Source organism: Ralstonia sp. ASV6, assembly GCF_016429285.1.
Lineage (GTDB): Bacteria > Pseudomonadota > Gammaproteobacteria > Burkholderiales > Burkholderiaceae > Ralstonia > Ralstonia flaminis.
This window is the reverse complement of sequence record NZ_JAELUI010000034.1, coordinates 27,919-45,326: the sequence shown is the minus strand read 5'-3', so window position 1 is coordinate 45,326 and position 17,408 is coordinate 27,919. Positions and strand designations below refer to the sequence as shown.

At 63.5% G+C, this 17,408-nt stretch carries 14 protein-coding genes; 8 read left to right on the top strand and 6 right to left on the bottom strand.

The genetic code is table 11. The features are described from left to right. The 6 genes from JHD73_RS09035 to hpaI form a co-directional block, all read left to right on the top strand. A partial coding sequence (locus JHD73_RS09035; RefSeq protein WP_199029920.1) for a fumarylacetoacetate hydrolase family protein occupies positions 1-733 on the top strand: 733 nt, incomplete at its 5' end. Between the two features lie 8 nt (positions 734-741). Continuing rightward, positions 742-2,223, top strand: a complete 1,482-nt coding sequence (gene hpaE, locus JHD73_RS09030; RefSeq protein WP_199029924.1) for a 5-carboxymethyl-2-hydroxymuconate semialdehyde dehydrogenase — start codon at positions 742-744, stop codon at positions 2,221-2,223. 52 nt (positions 2,224-2,275) lie between these two features. Next, positions 2,276-3,145 carry a 3,4-dihydroxyphenylacetate 2,3-dioxygenase gene (gene hpaD, locus JHD73_RS09025; protein WP_199029918.1) on the top strand — a complete coding sequence of 290 codons (870 nt, stop codon included), beginning with the start codon at positions 2,276-2,278 and terminating at the stop codon, positions 3,143-3,145. Between the two features lie 13 nt (positions 3,146-3,158). Beyond that, on the top strand, positions 3,159-3,548 hold the full coding sequence (locus tag JHD73_RS09020; RefSeq protein ID WP_199029916.1) for a 5-carboxymethyl-2-hydroxymuconate Delta-isomerase: 390 nt from the start codon (positions 3,159-3,161) through the stop codon (positions 3,546-3,548). A 3-nt stretch (positions 3,549-3,551) separates the two neighbouring features. Beyond that, a complete protein-coding gene (gene hpaH, locus JHD73_RS09015) occupies positions 3,552-4,355 on the top strand; it encodes a 2-oxo-hept-4-ene-1,7-dioate hydratase (RefSeq protein ID WP_199029914.1) in 804 nt (267 codons plus the stop codon). A gap of 29 nt (positions 4,356-4,384) precedes the next feature. Then, positions 4,385-5,188, top strand: coding sequence for a 4-hydroxy-2-oxoheptanedioate aldolase (gene hpaI, locus JHD73_RS09010; protein ID WP_199029912.1), 804 nt, complete (start codon positions 4,385-4,387; stop codon positions 5,186-5,188). 6 nt (positions 5,189-5,194) lie between these two features. Here the strand turns inward: hpaI and hpaR are convergent, their stop codons facing one another. Both hpaR and xth read right to left on the bottom strand, forming a co-directional pair. Then, entirely contained in the window at positions 5,195-5,659 is a 465-nt protein-coding gene (gene hpaR, locus JHD73_RS09005; protein ID WP_021194657.1) for a homoprotocatechuate degradation operon regulator HpaR, read from the bottom strand. A 12-nt stretch (positions 5,660-5,671) separates the two neighbouring features. Then, on the bottom strand, positions 5,672-6,481 hold the full coding sequence (xth, locus tag JHD73_RS09000) for an exodeoxyribonuclease III (RefSeq protein ID WP_199029911.1): 810 nt from the start codon (positions 6,479-6,481) through the stop codon (positions 5,672-5,674). 140 nt (positions 6,482-6,621) lie between these two features. Between xth and JHD73_RS08995 the strand changes: the two genes are divergently transcribed. Then, positions 6,622-7,896 (top strand): amidohydrolase family protein, encoded by a 1,275-nt coding sequence (locus tag JHD73_RS08995; protein WP_199029909.1) that lies wholly within the window; start codon positions 6,622-6,624, stop codon positions 7,894-7,896. A 54-nt stretch (positions 7,897-7,950) separates the two neighbouring features. Here the strand turns inward: JHD73_RS08995 and JHD73_RS08990 are convergent, their stop codons facing one another. From JHD73_RS08990 to JHD73_RS08975, 4 genes are all read right to left on the bottom strand, one after another. Next, positions 7,951-10,053: a M3 family metallopeptidase gene (locus tag JHD73_RS08990; protein ID WP_199029907.1), complete on the bottom strand. Its 2,103-nt coding sequence runs from the start codon at positions 10,051-10,053 to the stop codon at positions 7,951-7,953. A gap of 92 nt (positions 10,054-10,145) precedes the next feature. After that, positions 10,146-11,015, bottom strand: coding sequence for a bifunctional methylenetetrahydrofolate dehydrogenase/methenyltetrahydrofolate cyclohydrolase FolD (gene folD, locus JHD73_RS08985; RefSeq protein WP_199029905.1), 870 nt, complete (start codon positions 11,013-11,015; stop codon positions 10,146-10,148). Between the two features lie 94 nt (positions 11,016-11,109). After that, on the bottom strand, positions 11,110-11,745 hold the full coding sequence (locus tag JHD73_RS08980; RefSeq protein WP_199029903.1) for a response regulator transcription factor: 636 nt from the start codon (positions 11,743-11,745) through the stop codon (positions 11,110-11,112). Positions 11,746-11,782: 37 nt separating this feature from the next. After that, positions 11,783-14,383, bottom strand: coding sequence for a PAS domain S-box protein (locus JHD73_RS08975; protein ID WP_199029901.1), 2,601 nt, complete (start codon positions 14,381-14,383; stop codon positions 11,783-11,785). A 282-nt stretch (positions 14,384-14,665) separates the two neighbouring features. On the opposite strand from JHD73_RS08975, the gene aceE reads away from it, so the two are divergent. Next, positions 14,666-17,356, top strand: a complete 2,691-nt coding sequence (gene aceE, locus JHD73_RS08970) for a pyruvate dehydrogenase (acetyl-transferring), homodimeric type (protein ID WP_199029899.1) — start codon at positions 14,666-14,668, stop codon at positions 17,354-17,356. Positions 17,357-17,408: the final 52 nt, after the last annotated feature.

Below are 17,408 nucleotides of genomic sequence, written 5' to 3'. Positions count from 1 at the left end.
TGCAGCGACCGCCGTACCTGGTGATGACACTCGTTTGCAGCTTGCCGATGGCCGCGTGCTGCATGAAAACGAAGTGATCTGGTTGCCACCGGTCGAGCCGCGCACGATCTTCGCGTTGGGCTTGAACTATGCCGATCACGCCAAGGAACTCGCTTTCAAGGCGCCTGAAGAGCCGCTCGCATTCCTGAAGGGGCCGAACACGCTGATCGGTCACCGCGCACACACCGTGCGCCCCGCGGGTGTGGCCTTCATGCATTACGAGTGCGAACTGGTTGTGGTGATCGGCAAGACTGCACGCGACGTGCCGCGTGAACGTGCCTATGAGGTTGTGGCTGGCTACACCGTGGCCAATGACTATGCCATTCGCGATTACCTCGAAAACTACTACCGCCCGAATCTACGCGTGAAGAGCCGTGACACGTGCACGCCCATCGGTCCATGGCTGGTCGACCGCGACGACGTGCCCGACCCGATGAACCTCGCCCTGCGCACCACCGTCAACGGCCGTGTTACGCAGGGAGGCAGTACGCGCGACATGATCTTCGACATCCCGGCGCTGATCGCATGGTTCTCCAGCTTCATGACGATCGAAGCCGGTGACATGATCCTGACCGGTACGCCCGAGGGCTTGGCCGACACGCAACCCGGCGACGAGGTCGTCACCGAAATCGAAGGCATCGGGCGATTGGTCAGCACCATCGCCGCAGAACAATCGAGCAAGGAGCCCGCATGAACACGCGCATGCATGCCGTCAGCATGGACCCCGTCAAACACTGGATCGACGGCCGTCAAATCGACAGCGCCGAGCGTTTCATTACCACCAACCCGGCCACGGGTGAGGCGATTGCCGAGGTGGCTTCGGGCGGCGAGGCGGAGATCAACGCAGCAGTGGCGGCGGCCAAGGCGGCATTCCCCGCGTGGGCCAATACCCCGGCCAAGCAACGCGCCAAGCTGATGCGCCGCCTGGGCGAGCTGATCGAGCAGAACGTGCCGCACCTTGCCGCGCTGGAGACGATGGACACCGGTTTGCCGATCGCTCAGACGAGCAAGCAGCTGATTCCGCGCGCATCGGAGAACTTCCACTTCTTTGCCGAGGTATGCACGCAGATCAACGGCCGCACATACCCGGTCGACGACCAGATGCTGAACTACACGCTGTATCAGCCGGTGGGCGTGTGCGCGCTGATCTCGCCGTGGAACGTGCCATTCATGACGGCCACCTGGAAGGTTGCGCCGTGCCTGGCGCTGGGCAACACGGCGGTGCTGAAGATGTCGGAGCTGTCACCGTTGACGGCGGATCAGCTGGGCCGTCTGGCGCTGGAAGCCGGCATTCCACCCGGTGTACTGAATGTGGTGCAAGGCTACGGCGCAACCGCTGGCGATGCGCTTGTGCGGCATCCGGACGTCCGCGTGGTGTCCTTCACGGGCGGCACCGCCACCGGCAAGCGGATCATGGAGCGCGCCGGCCTGAAGAAGTTTTCGATGGAACTGGGCGGCAAATCGCCCGTGCTGATCTTTGATGACGCCGATCTGGAGCGCGCGTTGGACGCATCGCTCTTCACCATCTTCTCGATCAACGGTGAGCGCTGCACCGCCGGCTCGCGCATCTTCGTGCAGGAGAGCGTGTATGACGACTTTGTGCGCAAGTTTGCCGAGCGGGCCAAGCGCCTTGTGGTGGGTGACCCAGGGGATGAGAAAACCAACGTCGGCTCGATGATCACGCGCGCGCACTGGGAAAAGGTGACGGGATACATCCGCCTGGGCGAGCAGGAAGGCGCCAAGATTCTAGCGGGGGGGGCGGATAAGCCGGCAGGTCTGCCGGAGCACCTGAAGAACGGCAATTTTGTCGGGCCTACGGTGCTGGCTGACGTAGATAACCGCATGTGCGTGGCCCAGGAAGAGATCTTTGGCCCCGTGGCGTGCCTGATCCCGTTCAAGGACGAGGCGGATGGCCTGAAGCTCGCCAACGACGTGGAATACGGCCTGGCCTCATATGTCTGGACACAAGATGTGGGCAAGGTGCACCGGCTGGCACGCGGCATTGAGGCGGGCATGGTGTTCGTCAACAGCCAGAACGTACGCGACCTGCGTCAGCCGTTTGGCGGCGTGAAGGCTTCCGGCACCGGGCGCGAGGGCGGCGAGTACAGTCTGGAGGTATTTGCCGAGATCAAGAACGTCTGCATTTCAATGGGCAGCCACCATATCCCGCGCTGGGGCGTGTGACACGCCGCAAGACAACGCAAGACAATCAAAGACAAGGGCGGAAGGAGACACCATGGGAAAGCTGGCCTTGGCCGCGAAGATCACCCACGTACCGTCGATGTACCTGTCAGAACTTCCCGGCAAGCACTACGGCTGCCGGGCGGCGGCCATCGATGGGCACCGCACCATTGGGCAGCGTTGCCGGGATCTGGGCGTGGACACCATCGTCGTGTCCGACGTGCACTGGCTGGTCAACGCCGGTTACCACGTCAATTGCAATGCGCGCTTCGAAGGCATCTACACGAGCAACGAGCTGCCACATTTCATCAAGGACATGCGGTATGCGTATCCGGGAAACCCGGTGCTCGGCCGACTGATTGCCGAGACGGCAACGGCGCGCGGCGTGTTCACGCGTGCGCACGAGATCGACAGCCTGGAACTCGAGTACGGCACGCTGGTGCCGATGCGCTACATGAACAGCGACCAGCATTTCAAGGTGGTGTCGATTGCCGGCTGGTGCGCGTGGCACAAGCTGGACGAGAGCCGCCGCTTTGGCGCCGCGCTGCTGGAGGCCATCGAGGCGAGTGACAGCACCGTCGCGTTCCTCGCCAGCGGATCGCTCTCGCACCGCTTCAACGACAACGGCAGCCCGGAAGCGTCCATCCACCAGATCAGCCGCGAGTTCTTCAGGCAGGTCGACCTGCGCGTGGTGGACCTGTGGAAGCAGGGCGACTGGAGGACCTTTTGCGCGATGTTGCCGGAGTATGCGGCGTTGTGCGAGGGCGAGGGCGGCATGCACGACACGGCCATGCTGCTTGGCCTGCTCGGCTGGGATGCCTACGACAAGGGTGTCGAAGTCATCACCGACTATTTCCCCAGTTCCGGTACGGGCCAGATCAACGCGATCTTTCCGCTGCCCGAACGGGGTCAAACCGGGGCTTGAGCAGGAGACCGTCATGCCGCACGTCATCGTCGAATACACCGACAACCTGGGCGACGACGCCCGTATTCCGCAACTGCTACAGGTCCTCAACGAGACCTTGATCGCGCAGAACGGCGTGTTCCCGACCGGGGGCGTCCGTTCGCGCGCCATCCGGTTGACGGACTACCGTGTTGCCGATGGCAAGGAAGACGACGCCTTCGTCCACGTCACGCTGAAGATCGGCGCTGGTCGCGCGGCCGCGGTCAAGAAAGCCGCCTGCGATGCGCTATTCGACGCCATCAAGACGCATTTTGCCGAGGCGTTTGCCAGGCGCTATCTGGCGCTCTCGATGGAGCTGACCGAATTCGATGAAGGCGGCAGCTACAAGCACAACAATATCCACGCGCGTTTCCGCAAAGCCTGACCCATGCTCGAACCCACGATCATCCAGACCATTGCGCGTCGCCTGCACCAGGCCGAGATCGACCGCAAGCAGATCCGTCAGGTTTCACTCGACCACCCCGGGATCACCATCGAAGATGCCTACGCCATCCAGCGTGAATGGGTGACCATGAAGCTGGAGGAGGGCCGGCGCCTGAAGGGCCACAAGATCGGCCTGACCTCGCGCGCGATGCAGCAGTCCTCGCAGATCGACGAGCCAGACTACGGCGCGCTGCTCGACGACATGTTTTTTGCCGAAGGCAGCGAGATTCCTACCAACCGCTTCATCGTGCCGCGCGTGGAAGTGGAGCTGGCCTTCGTGCTCGGCAAGCGGCTGGAAGGGCCGGAGGTGACGCTGTTCGATGTGTACGGCGCGGTGGATCACGTGATCCCGGCCTTGGAGATCATCGACGCACGTTCACAGTCGATTGACCCGGACAGCGGTCGCCCGCGCAAGGTGTTCGACACGATCGCGGATAACGCCGCCAATGCCGGCGTGGTGATGGGCGGCCGCCCAATCCGCATGCGTGATGTGGATCTGCGCTGGGTCGGTGCCATCCTGTCGCGCAATGCGGTGATTGAAGAGACCGGCGTGGCGGCGGGCGTGCTGAACCATCCTGCCAACGGCGTGGTCTGGTTGGCCAACAAGCTGGCCCCGCACGGTGTGGCGCTGGAGCCAGGGCAAGTCATTCTGGGTGGCTCGTTCACGCGCCCGGTGCCCGCCCGCCCCGGTGATACATTCCACTGCGACTATGGTCCGCTCGGCAGCATCGCCTGCCATTTCGTCTAACCGTCTAACGCTCAAAGGATGCCTCCGTCATGCAGCTCCCGGTGAACCACTTCAAGCGCGCGCTGGCCGAGGGTCGCCCGCAGATCGGCCTCTGGCTGGCGATGACGCATCCGTATCCAGCCGAGATCGTCGCGGGGGCTGGCTTCGACTGGCTGCTGATCGACAACGAGCACGCGCCGAACCAGTTGCAATCCACGCTGGCCCAGCTGCAGGCCGTCGCGCCGTATCCCTCTCACCCGATCGTGCGGCCAGCCTGGAATGACGCGGTGGAGATCAAGCGCCTGATGGACATCGGCGCACAGACGCTGCTGGTGCCGATGGTGCAAAGCGCAGACGAGGCCCGTGCGGCCGTTGAGGCGATGCGTTATCCGCCCGAGGGCATTCGCGGCGTGGGCAGCGCATTGGCACGCGCGTCGCGCTGGAACCGCGTTGACGACTACCTCCGCCGTGCCAACGCAGAAATGTGCACGCTGGTGCAGGTGGAAACCACCGAGGGCCTGACGCATCTCGATGCGATTCTTGCGGTGGATGGGGTGGACGGCGTCTTCATCGGCCCGGGGGACCTGGCGGCGTCCATGGGCCACCTGGGTGAGCCCGGCCATCCGGAAGTCCGCAAGACGATCGACGATACGATTCGCCGCATCGTGGCCTCTGGCCGGGCGGCGGGCATTCTCTCGGCTGACCAGGCGCAGGCTAGGCACTACTTGTCGCTCGGGGCGACCTTCGTGGCGGTCGGAACGGATGTGACCTTGCTGGCTCGCAGCGCCGAGCAACTGGCTCAGGCGTTCAAGGGCGAGGGCGCCAAGCCGCAGAGGGGCGGCAGCGTCTACTGACGGGCGTTATTCGTCACCGGTAAAACGCGACATCGGCGTGTGCGTTTCCATGACTCGGATGGATTCGTCGATGGCAACGTAGAGCGCATCCAGGCGCGCGCGCCCGAGCTGGGCTTCGATGCGCGCATACTCCGCGTCCACCTGAGGCTCCACATCGGCCAGGAACCTGCGGCTCTTGGGCGTGAGCGAGATCACCTGCCGGCGCTGATCCACCGACGAGCGCGTACGCACGATCATCTCCGACTGTTCCATTGCCGCCAGCATGCGCGTCAGGCTCGGACTCAGGATCAGGCATGCGTCGGCGAGCTGGTTGGGCTCCATGTCGCCGGTGTCGTTGAGCGTGCGCAGCACGCGCCATTGCTGCTCGGTGATGCCGTGCTCGCGCAGGATCGGCCGGAAGCGCGCCATGAAGGTCTCACGCGCACGCAGTAGCAGATGCGGCAGGTTGCGATGCTTGAAGGTGGATGCCATGCGGAGTCTGCCTTATGCGTCGCGCAAGGCTGCGACTACGGGCGTGTGGTCAGACGGCTGCTCCCAACCGCGCGGCACCTTGTCGATATGGCACGACTCGCACAGCTTGGCGAGTTCGGGCGACAGCATGATGTGGTCGATACGCAGGCCGGCGTTGCGTCTGAAGCCGAACATACGGTAGTCCCACCACGAGAAGAGCTTGTCTTCCTGCTCGAACATGCGGAATGCATCAACCAGCCCAGCACGCTCCATCGCCCGAAACGCCGCACGCTCCTCCGGCGATACCAGGTTCTGGCCCTCCCACTTCTTCGGGTCGTGCACGTCGCGATCTTCCGGAGCGATGTTGAAGTCGCCCAGTAGCATCAGGCGCGGATGCACGGCCATCTCGTCTTTCAGCCATGCTTGCAGCGCTTCAAGCCAGCGCAGCTTATAGACAAATTTGTCGGAGTCCAGCGCTTGGCCGTTTGGGATGTAGGCGGAGATCACTCGCACCGGGCCACCGGCCATGTCATAGGTGGCGGCCACGATGCGTTGCTGCTCGTCGGCAAAGCCAGGAATGTTCTTTACGACGTCGCGGCCTTCGGGCACGGCCGCCTTGCGCGCGAGGATGGCCACGCCGTTATAGGTCTTCTGTCCCGTGAAGAGCGACGCGTAGCCCGCGGCATCCAGTTCTGCCAGCGGGTAGCGGTCGTCAGGCAGCTTGAGTTCCTGCAGGCAAAGCAGGTCGATGGGGGTGCCGTCAGCCTCGCGTTCGGCCAGCCATTGCAGCACCTGCGGCAAGCGGACTTTGAGGGAGTTGACGTTCCAGGTGGCGACGCGCATGAGGGAGCGATCCTTGCAAATGGCGACGGCGCGTAGAAGCGGCGCCGTCCAAATCGAACGTTATTGTGCCATCAAGCGCCATCGCCGCCGCCATCGCCGGCTTGGGTTAGATTGGCGCAAGCGTAGCCACAGGAGCCCATATGGATTTCGTGATCCGCAATGCCAATCTGCCCGATGGATGCACCGGTATTGACATCGGCATCGAATCTGGCCGCATTGCCGCCGTGCAGCCGAACTTGCCCGTACGCGGTGTTGACGAGTTCGATGCAGCCGGGGCGCTCGTGTCGCCGCCGTTTGTCGACGCGCATTTCCACATGGATGCGACCTTGTCGTACGGCTTGCCGCGTGTGAACCAGTCCGGCACGCTGCTCGAGGGCATCGCGCTGTGGGGCGAACTCAAGCCAGCGCTTACGCAAGATGCGCTGGTCGAACGCGCCTTGCATTACTGCGACTGGGCCGTCGCGCGTGGCCTGCTGGCAATCCGCTCCCATGTGGACGTGTGCGACTCGCGTCTGTTGGCCGTCGAGGCGCTGCTGCACGTCAAGCGTCAAGTGGCGCCGTATCTGGATCTGCAGCTTGTCGCCTTCCCGCAGGACGGTCTGCTGCGCAGCCCGGGCGCCTTCGACAACCTCAAGCGCGCCATCAGCATGGGCGTGGACGTTGTTGGAGGCATCCCGCATTTCGAGCGGACGATGGCCGACGGCGCCGAGTCTGTGCGTCTGCTATGCGAATTCGCAGCCGAGTGCGGCCTGCGCATCGACATGCACTGTGATGAGTCTGATGACCCGTCCTCACGCCATATCGAAACACTTGCCGCGCAAACGCATCGCCTCGGTTTGCACGGTCGCGTGGCCGGCTCGCACCTGACGTCGATGCACTCGATGGACAACTACTACGTCAGCAAGCTGTTGCCGCTGATGCGCGAGGCGGGTGTGGCGGCGATTGCCAATCCGCTGATCAACATCACGCTGCAGGGGCGGTCCGATACGTATCCGAAGCGACGTGGCATGACGCGCGTGCCTGAGCTGCTGGCGGCCGGTATCGATGTCGCCTTCGGCCATGATTGCGTGATGGACCCTTGGTACAGCCTTGGCTCTGGTGACATGCTGGAGGTCGCCCACATGGGTCTGCATGTTGCGCAGATGACCGGACAAGACGCTATGCGCCAGTGTTTTGCAGCGGTGACCGAGGCGCCCGCGCGCATCCTGGGGTTGGAGGGCTACGGCATCGCGCTGGGGTGCCATGCGGATCTGGTGGTGCTGGATGCGCGTGATCCCATTGAGGCGATCCGCTTGCGCGCAACGCGCACGCTGGTGATGCGACGGGGTCAGGTGGTGGCGCGTACGCCGGCGCCACATGCAGCGCTATCACTGCCAGGCCGGTCTGCGCGCGTCGATTTTCGTTTGCCCCAATGAAAAACGCCGCTTCGGCTTGCGCGCGAAGCGGCGTTGTTCTTGCACCGTAGACCGTCAAGCGGCCTCGGCCACCATGCCGCCGTGGCGCAGCAGCGCGTCGATGCTCGGTGCACGCCCTCGGAAGGCTGTGAACGATTCGATCGCCGGGCGGCTGCCGCCAACTTCCAGCACTTCGCGGCGGTAGCGCGCACCGGTTTCAGTGTCGAGTACCGAGCCGCTCAGCTTGCTGGCTTCTTCAAACGCCGCGTAGGCATCTGCCGACAGCACCTCGGCCCACTTGTAGCTGTAATAGCCCGCTGCATAGCCGCCCGCGAAGATGTGGCTGAACGTATTCGGCCAGCGCGACAGTTCGGCCTGGGGTACCACGTGGAAGCGGTTGTTGACCTGGCGCGAAAGCTCCAGCACCGACGTTGAACCCTTCGGGTCGAAATCCGTATGCAGATGCATGTCGAACGTCGAGAACACGATCTGGCGCAGCGTCATCATGCCGTTCTGGAAGTTCTTCGCCGCCAGCATGCTGTCGTACAGCTTGCGCGGCAGGGGCTCGCCGGAATTGACATGGCGGGTCATGCGCGACAGGACTTCCCACTCCCAACAGAAGTTCTCCATGAACTGCGAGGGCAGCTCCACCGCATCCCATTCCACGCCGTTGATGCCGGACACGCCCAGCTCGTCCACACGCGTGAGCATGTGGTGCAGGCCATGGCCGAATTCATGGAAGAGGGTGATGACCTCGTCGTGCGTGAACAGCGCGGGTTTGTCGCCGACCGGGCCGGAGAAATTGCAGGTCAGGTAGGCCACCGGGGTTTGCACGCGCGAATCTGCCAGCGCCTTGCGGCCGCGCGCGTCATCCATCCAGGCGCCGCCACGCTTGCCGTCTCGGGCGTACAGGTCGATGTAGAACTGTGCGAGCAGCTCGCCCTGGGCCGATTCGACGCGGAAGAAGCGCACGTCCGGGTGCCACACCGCAGCTTGTTCCGGGCGAATCTTCACCGAGAACAGCGTCTGCACGACGTTGAACAGGCCGTCCAGCACAGCCGGCTCGGGGAAGTACTGCTTCACCTCTTGCTCCGAGAACGCATAGCGTGCCTCGCGCAGCTTTTCCGAGGCGTAGGCCATGTCCCATGGTTCGAGCTTGTCGATGCCGAGTGTGGTCTTGGCGAAAGCCTGCAGCTCTTCCCAATCCTTCTCGGCAAAGGGGCGGGCACGGTCGGCCAGCTCACTCAGGAAGCGCAGGACGTCTTCCGGCGAATCCGCCATTTTCGGCACGAGCGAGACCTCGCCAAAGTTGCGGTAGCCGAGCATGTGGGCTTCTTCCGCACGCAGCGCGAGCTGTTCTGCCATGTTGGCGGTGTTGTCCCACTCCGCCTTGCCGCCGCCGTACTGCGTGCCCAGTTCGGACGCGCGCGTGACGTTGGCTTCGTACAGCGTGCGGCGCAGCGCGCGGTCATCTGCGTATTGCAGCACCGGGAAGTACGACGGGAAGTGCAGGGTGAACTTCCAGCCGGTCGCGTTCGGGTTGTCGCGACGGGCGGCTTCCTGCGCGGCCTGCTTGGCGTCGTCGGGCAGGCCGGCCAGGCGGGCTTCGTCGTCGATCAGCAGCGCGTAGGCGTTGGTGGCGTCCAGCACGTGGTCGCTGAACGCCTTGGTCAGTTGCGCCTGCTGCTCCTGGACGGCGGCAAAACGCGGTTTCTGATCCTCCGGCAACTCGGCGCCACCCAGGCGGAAGCCGCGTAGTTCGTTGTCGAGCAACTTCTTGCGGGCGGCATTCAGGGTGGCGTATTCGGCACTTTGCGCGATGGCTTTGTACTTCTCGAACAGTGCGAGATCCTGCCCCAGGCCCGACCAGAATTCGGTGACGCGTGGCAGGTTGGCGGCGTGCGCTTCGCGCAGGGCCGGCGTGTCGGCTACCGCGCTCAGATGTCCGACGATGCCCCAGGCGCGGCCCAGCGGCTCAGTGGCGTCTTCCAGCGCGGTGACAACGGTATTCCAGGAGACTGGTGTGGCTGGGTCCTTGACCTTGGAGACCGCCGCTGCGGCGCGTTCAAGCAGCACGTCGATGGCCGGCGTGATGTGCTCAGGGCGGATATCTGCAAAGCGCGGCAGACCGGAGAAATCAAGCAGCGGATTATTGGCTTGGAGCGAGGTATCGGTCATGGCGGGCTCAGTAGGAAAAATCGGAGACAAAAAAAGCGTCCGATCCATCAGGTTGGGACGCTTTTTCCGTTTCCAATGGTGGAAAGTGAAGCTTACGCTGCCAGCGAACCTCCTGCGGCAACGCGTTCAGCAGCTTCCAGGGTGTTGATCAGCAGCATGGTGATCGTCATCGGGCCGACGCCGCCCGGCACCGGGGTGATGTAGCCGGCGACTTCCTTGACGCCGGCAAAGTCGACATCGCCGCAGAGCTTGCCGGCATCGTCACGGTTCATGCCCACGTCGATCACGACGGCGCCGGGTTTGACCATGTCGGCGGTGATGATGTTGCGGCGGCCCACGGCGGCCACGATGATGTCGGCCTCACGCGTGTGGGCGGACAGGTCGCGCGTCTTGCTGTTGCAGATCGTGATGGTGGCGCCGGCTTGCAGCAGCAGCATCGCCATCGGCTTGCCGACGATGTTCGAGGCGCCCACCACCACGGCATTGGCACCGCGCACTGGGTAGTTGATCGATTCCAGCATCTTCATGCAGCCGTACGGCGTGCATGGGCGGAACAGCGGGGCGCCGGTCATCAGCGCGCCGGCGTTGGCCACGTGGAAACCGTCGACGTCCTTCTCGGGCGCGATGGCTTCGAGCACCTTGTGGCTGTCGATGTGCTTGGGCAGCGGAAGCTGGACCAGGATGCCGTGGATGCGTGGGTCGCGGTTCAGGGCGTCGATGCGGCCGAGCAGGTCGGCTTCGGTCAGGTCAGCCGGGTAGCGGTCGAAGACGGAGAGGAAACCATTGTCTTCGCAGGCCTTGATCTTGTTGCGCACGTAGACCTGGCTGGCCGGGTCTTCGCCGACGAGGATGACGGCCAGGCCGGGCTGGTGGCCGCGCGCGGTGAGGGCGGCAGCGCGTTGTGCGGCTTCGGCGCGGAGTTGCTTGGCAAGCGCGTTGCCGTCAATGAGTTGGGCGGTCATGGCTGGGCGGAGGAGGGTGAGGGCAAACCGCGATTATAAATCGGCGCCTCCCTTCCAGCCGCCCTGGTTGCTCACAACCGGCCCACAAAACGGATCAGCTATTGCGCGAGAGGGCCAGGCGCAGCAGGTCAGCCACGGTGTTCACGTTGAGCTTTTCCATGATGTTGGCGCGATGGGCTTCCACCGTCTTGATGGAAATGCCCAGGTCATCGGCGATCTGCTTGTTCAGGCGGCCGGCAACGATGCGCTCGAGCACTTGTTGCTCACGTGTGGTCAGGCGGCCGAGCAGGTCCTTGGCGGCCTTCTGCTCGCGTGCGACGGAGTCTTCCGAGCGGGCCTTGCTGAGCATGCGCTCGACCAGTTCACGCAGTTCCGATTCGTCGAACGGCTTCTCGATGAAGTCGACCGCGCCTTTCTTCATGGTCGACACCGCCATCGGCACGTCGCCGTGGCCGGTCACGAACACGATCGGCAGGCGGCTGTTTTCGGCCATGAGGCGGTCTTGCAGCTCGGGGCCGCTCATGCCTTGCATGCGTACGTCGAGGATCAGGCAACCGACGCCGTCGGTGCGCTTGTCGTCCACGAGAAATTCTTCAGCGCTGCGGTAGGTGCGCACGGTGTAGCCGTTGCCTTCGAGCAGCCACGTCAATGAGTCACGCATGGCCTCATCGTCGTCGACGACGAACACGGTTTCGTTGCGCGGAGCAACTGCTGCGGGCGTTGTGCTCATGGAGAGTCCTCGGTCTACGTTCTGTTTTAAAAACGATTTACAGCGGGTTCAGCGGCAGGATGATTTTAAACGTACAGCCGATGCCATCGGCATTGTTTTCTACCCAGAGCCTGCCGAGGTGGGATTCTATGATGGAGCGGCAGATGTTCAGGCCCATGCCCATGCCGTCGGATTTGGTGCTGAAGAAGGGCTCGAACAGGCGCTCCTTGGTGCTGTCGTCCACACCCGGGCCCTGGTCGATGACTTCGATGAGCACGGAGTTGTCCGGATCGTCGATCAGGTTGGCGTGCAGGCGCAGGACGCTCGCGGCGCGCAAGCGCGGGTGGGCGGCCATGGCTTCGGCGGCATTCTTGAGCAGGTTGACCAGCACCTGTTCGATCAGCACCGGGTCGACGTACAGAGGCGGCAGCTCGGCCGGCAGGCGCGTGAGGATGGTGATGCCGCGACGCGTGGCCTCCAGCTCCGCCAGGCCTACGGCATCGGCCACGATGTCGCGCAGATCGGATTCGCGCCGCTGCGGCTGGCTGCGTTTCACGAAACCGCGGATGCGCTGGATGATCGTACCGGCACGCACGGCCTGGGCGGAGGTCTTTTCCAGCACGGGGATCAATTCTTCCGCCGTGCTGCGCCCACTCTTGAGGCGGCCGACTGCACCCATGCAGTAGTTATTGATGGCGGCCAGCGGCTGGTTCAATTCGTGCGCCAGGGACGATGCCATCTCGCCCATAGTCGTCAGGCGGCTGGTGAACTGCAGGCGCTCTTCGTGCTGGCGCGTCATTTCTTCAGCGGCCTTGCGCACGGTGATGTCGGTGGCGATTTGCATCTGCGCGAGGTGGCCGTCCACCCATTGGATGTAGCGGCGGCGCACTTCAAACCATTTCTGCATCGCTGGGACGTAGATTTCGCGAGCATCGGCGGCGTGCGGCGTCAGCTCGGAAGCGGGCAGGCCGGCGTAGCCGTCCACCATGTCCAGGGCATCGCTGGATACATCTTCCGTGTTGACGTCCTGGCCCGAGAGCTGCAGGTGGCCAAAGGCCTCCCAGCCGAAGAGCTGACGGTAGTAGCGGTTGGCAAACAGCAACTCGGCCTTGTCGGTGGAGAGCACGGACACGGCGGCGTCCAAGCTTTCCAGCACAGTGGTGAAGCGGTCGTGTGCGGCGGCCAGATCTTCGCGTGCGCGCTTGGGTTCGGTGATGTCGGTGATCGAACTCATCCAACCAGTGTGCCGACCGCGTGCATCGATCAGTGGCGAGACGTACATCCGTGCGTAGAAGCTCGTGCCGTCACGGCGCATCATTCGCAGCTCCATGCCATTGGCTGGGGCCTTGCCGCGCAGGGTCAGCTCGATGTGCTTCTGCATCTCGCCGATTTCGTTGGGTGGCCAGTACGGGAAGGGCGGCATGCGGCCGACCAGTTCGGCCTCCGTCCAGCCGATCATGCGGCAGAAGGCGGGATTCACATAGGTGATGCGGCCGTTGAGGTCGAGCGCGCGCATGCCGATCACCATGGAGTTTTCCATGGCGCGGCGGAACGAGGTTTCGGCCAGCAGCGCGCGCTGCGCTTCGGAGCGGCGGCTGGTGTGCCGCCAAACGCTCCACAGGCTCCAGATCACGAAGCACGACAGGCCCGCCACCAGCCACATCAGCATGTTGTTGGGCAGGTTGGACGGCGCCGGATACGCCTCCGCCCGCAGCGACAACGAATGCCCCGGCGGGTCCAGCAGCACTTCGTACGACGCAGCCGCCTTCGGCACCGGCCGTAGCGATGTGCTGGCGCGGATCACGTTGTTCTTGTCGACAAGGGAGAAGCGGTAGCGGTCCGTCAACTCCCCCGGCAGCAGCTGCGTAAGAATGCCGGTGACCGAGTACATGGCGCCCACCGTGCCGAGGAACTCGTTGTCGCGCACGATCGGTACTTCCATGAGCATGAAGCTCTCGCCGCGCTCGTTCTGGATGGGGCGGGAATAGACGGCGCGCTGCGTCTCACGCGCGGCGTCGTAGGCGGATTGAATCTCGGGTTCAAGCGGGTGCTCACGCGTCTCGCGTATGCGGGTGACGAATTCAGAGCTGGCGGGGAAAGCCCAGCGCGGGCGGCGGGTGGCGTCCAGCCAATTGATAAAGACCAGTTCGGGGTTCTCGCGCAGCAGTTGGCGCGCGGCGTCGCGGTAGGCGCTTGGGTCAAGCTGCGCGGCGCCAATGTCGCGGGCCAGCGCCGCCACCTGATCCTGGTTGCTCTGCAGTGACAGGCGCACCTTCTGCTCGGCCCAGGCGGCATCGCGGTAGAGGGCGTCGCGCTGCTGCTGCACCTCGGTGGCGTGCAACTGATACAGGATGAAGATCATCGCGCCGGCAAACAGGACGATTGCCACCAGCGGAATGAACATGAACCAGTTGGTCGTCCATAGTCGGCCCAGGCGCGTCATCCAGAGCCGGCGTGGCATGCTGGGGCGCACGCCCTCATCAGGCGGCAGCTCTGGCGCGGGCACCGCTGTATTTGCAGACGCAGGTGCGGCAGGCGTCGGCGGCTCGGACAACTCGGACACTTCAGATGACCGGGCCGGGTCCTGCTGGGCGTGGCGGGGGGAAAGCATGATGGGCGGACGAACGCCGGAATTCTGCGGAGGTAAGGGTGTGGACATCTGTGCAACTGCGCAAAACCAAGTGTAACGGCAATTAACGTGCTGGTCGCTTGGGGAAACCGCTTGGTGACGCACATTTCGCCAGCAGGGAAATGCTGCGCTGCAGCGTTAAAACTGATTTGTTTTGCATCGCCGCAATATTCCACATTATAAAAAACAATATCGCAATTTGAAAATTCCGCTTGTGCTGTATTTGCGTGTCCCCATAGAATCAGCGCAAAAGTTGGGGTACCCCCAATCTAACGAGACGCACCTACCGTTACTGCTACCAAGGAGACCGCCATGTCGGCCGTACCAGAACAAGTCCTGGGCGCCACGAGCGCCAGCGACGTCGATCCCCAGGAAACCAAGGAATGGCTGGAGGCGCTGCAAGGCGTCATCGGCGCGGAAGGCCCGCAACGCGCGGCGTTCCTCCTCGATAAGCAGATCGAGTACGCGCGCATCAACGGCGTGACCTCGCCGCTGCACGCAGAAACCCCCTATATCAATACGATTCCGGTCGAAAATCAGGACCGCATTCCTGGCGACCAGGAAATCGAGCACCGCATCCGTTCGTACACGCGCTGGAACGCCATGGCGATGGTCCTGCGCGCGAACAAGGACACCAACGTCGGTGGCCACATCTCGTCGTTCGCGTCTGCAGCCACTCTGTATGACGTCGGCTACAACCACTTCTGGCACGCGCCATCGGACAAGCACGGTGGCGACATGGTCTTCGTGCAGGGCCACTCGGCACCGGGCGTGTACTCGCGCGCCTTCCTGCTGGGCCGCTTGACCGAAAACCAACTCGACAGCTTCCGCCAGGAAGTGGACGGCCAGGGCATCTCGTCGTATCCGCACCCGTGGCTGATGCCGGATTTCTGGCAGTTCCCGACCGTGTCGATGGGCCTGGGCCCGATCATGGCGATTTACCAGGCGCGCTTCACCAAGTACTTGGCCAGCCGCGGCCTGATCCAGAACTGGGAAAACCGCAAGGTCTGGGCCTTCCTGGGCGACGGCGAAACCGACGAGCCGGAATCGCTGGGTGCGATCGGCATGGCCGGCCGTGAAAAGCTGGACAACCTCGTCTTCGTGATCAACTGCAACCTGCAGCGCCTGGACGGTCCGGTGCGCGGCAACGGCAAGATCATTCAAGAGCTGGAAAGCGAATTCCGCGGCGCCGGCTGGAATGTCATCAAGGTCATCTGGGGCAGCCGCTGGGATCAACTGCTGGCGCGCGACACCAAGGGCCTGCTGATGAGCCGCATGATGGAATGCGTCGACGGCGAGTACCAGACCTTCAAGTCGAAGAGCGGCGCGTACGTGCGCGAACACTTCTTCAACACGCCAGAACTCAAGGCCATGGTGGCCGACTGGTCCGACGACGACATCTGGGCGCTGAACCGTGGCGGCCACGATCCGCACAAGATCTACGCGGCGTTCCAATCGGCGACCAACCACAAGGGCCAGCCGACCGTCATTCTGGCCAAGACCATCAAGGGCTATGGCATGGGCGAAGCCGGTGAAGCGATGAACATCGCCCACCAGCAGAAGAAGATGCCGGTGGATGCCATCCGCAAGCTGCGCGATCGCTTCAACATCCCCGTGGCTGACGACCAGCTCGAGCACGTTCCGTACGTCAAGTTCGAAGAAGGCTCGAAGGAACTCGAATACATGCGCAAGGCCCGCATGGACCTGGGCGGTTACCTGCCGGCCCGTCGCCAGAAGGCCGACGCGCTGCAGATTCCGGCGCTGGCTGCCTTCGACGCGTTGCTCAAGGCCACCGGTGAAGGCCGCGAAGTGTCCACGACGATGGCCTTCGTGCGCATTCTGAACATCCTGCTGAAGGACAAGAACATCGGTAAGCACGTGGTGCCCATCGTGCCCGATGAGTCGCGTACGTTCGGTATGGAAGGTCTGTTCCGCCAGGTCGGTATCTGGAACCAGGAAGGCCAGAAGTACGTGCCGCAGGATCACGACCAACTGATGTTCTACAAGGAATCGCAGACGGGTCAGGTGCTGCAGGAAGGCATCAACGAAGCCGGCGCCATGTGCGACTGGATCGCAGCCGCCACGTCGTATTCGACGCATGGCGTGGCGATGATCCCGTTCTACATCTACTACTCGATGTTCGGCATCCAGCGTATCGGCGACCTCTGCTGGGCCGCCGGCGACATGCGCTCGCGCGGCTTCCTGCTGGGCGGCACCGCTGGCCGTACGACGCTGAACGGTGAAGGTCTGCAGCACGAAGACGGCCACTCGCACGTGTACCACGCTGCCATCCCGAACTGCATCTCGTATGACCCGACGTTCCAGTACGAACTGGCCGTGGTGATGCAAGACGGCCTGCGCCGCATGTATGTCGAGCAGGAAGACGTCTACTACTACCTGACGGTGATGAACGAGAACTACGAACACCCGGAAATGCCGGCGGGTGTCGAAGCCGACATCATCAAGGGCATGTACCAGTTCAAGAAGGGCGTCGAGAACAGCAACGCACCGCGCGTGCAACTGCTGGGTTCGGGCACCATCTTCCGCGAAGTGATTGCCGCTGCTGAGCTGCTCAAGAAGGACTGGGGCGTCGAGTCCGACCTGTGGGGCTGCCCGAGCTTTACCGAGCTGGCCCGTGAAGGCAACGCTGTCACCCGCTGGAACCTGCTCAACCCGACCGAACCGCAACGCGAGTCGCACGTCGAGAAGCTGCTCAAGAACGCACGCGGCCCGGTTATCGCATCGACAGACTACGTTCGTACCTTCGCTGAGCAGATCCGCGCCTTCGTGCCGCGTCGCTACGTGGTGCTGGGCACCGACGGCTTTGGCCGCTCGGATACCCGCGAGAAGCTGCGCCACTTCTTCGAAGTGGATCGCTACTGGGTGACTGTTGCATCGCTCAAGGCGCTCGCCGACGAAGGCGTGCTGCCGCGCGAAAAGGTGGCCGAGGCACTGAAGAAGTACAACCTCGATCCGAACAAGCCCAACCCGATGACCGTATAACGGAGCCGCCGGGCGCGCGGGTTGCGTCCCGGCCGGACACCGCTCCGGCAGA

What these genes read in the sequence shown, in the direction of transcription:
- JHD73_RS08980 (WP_199029903.1), bottom strand. Translation starts at nt 11,745, where the DNA reads ATGAGCACAACGCCCGCAGCAGTTGCTCCGCGCAACGAAACCGTGTTC.
- JHD73_RS09020 (WP_199029916.1), top strand. Translation starts at nt 3,159, where the DNA reads ATGCCGCACGTCATCGTCGAATACACCGACAACCTGGGCGACGACGCC.
- hpaI (WP_199029912.1), top strand. Translation starts at nt 4,385, where the DNA reads ATGCAGCTCCCGGTGAACCACTTCAAGCGCGCGCTGGCCGAGGGTCGC.
- JHD73_RS08990 (WP_199029907.1), bottom strand. Translation starts at nt 10,053, where the DNA reads ATGACCGATACCTCGCTCCAAGCCAATAATCCGCTGCTTGATTTCTCC.
- hpaD (WP_199029918.1), top strand. Translation starts at nt 2,276, where the DNA reads ATGGGAAAGCTGGCCTTGGCCGCGAAGATCACCCACGTACCGTCGATG.
- hpaR (WP_021194657.1), bottom strand. Translation starts at nt 5,659, where the DNA reads ATGGCATCCACCTTCAAGCATCGCAACCTGCCGCATCTGCTACTGCGT.
- aceE (WP_199029899.1), top strand. Translation starts at nt 14,666, where the DNA reads ATGTCGGCCGTACCAGAACAAGTCCTGGGCGCCACGAGCGCCAGCGAC.
- JHD73_RS08995 (WP_199029909.1), top strand. Translation starts at nt 6,622, where the DNA reads ATGGATTTCGTGATCCGCAATGCCAATCTGCCCGATGGATGCACCGGT.
- xth (WP_199029911.1), bottom strand. Translation starts at nt 6,481, where the DNA reads ATGCGCGTCGCCACCTGGAACGTCAACTCCCTCAAAGTCCGCTTGCCG.
- hpaE (WP_199029924.1), top strand. Translation starts at nt 742, where the DNA reads ATGCATGCCGTCAGCATGGACCCCGTCAAACACTGGATCGACGGCCGT.
- JHD73_RS08975 (WP_199029901.1), bottom strand. Translation starts at nt 14,383, where the DNA reads ATGTCCACACCCTTACCTCCGCAGAATTCCGGCGTTCGTCCGCCCATC.
- folD (WP_199029905.1), bottom strand. Translation starts at nt 11,015, where the DNA reads ATGACCGCCCAACTCATTGACGGCAACGCGCTTGCCAAGCAACTCCGC.
- hpaH (WP_199029914.1), top strand. Translation starts at nt 3,552, where the DNA reads ATGCTCGAACCCACGATCATCCAGACCATTGCGCGTCGCCTGCACCAG.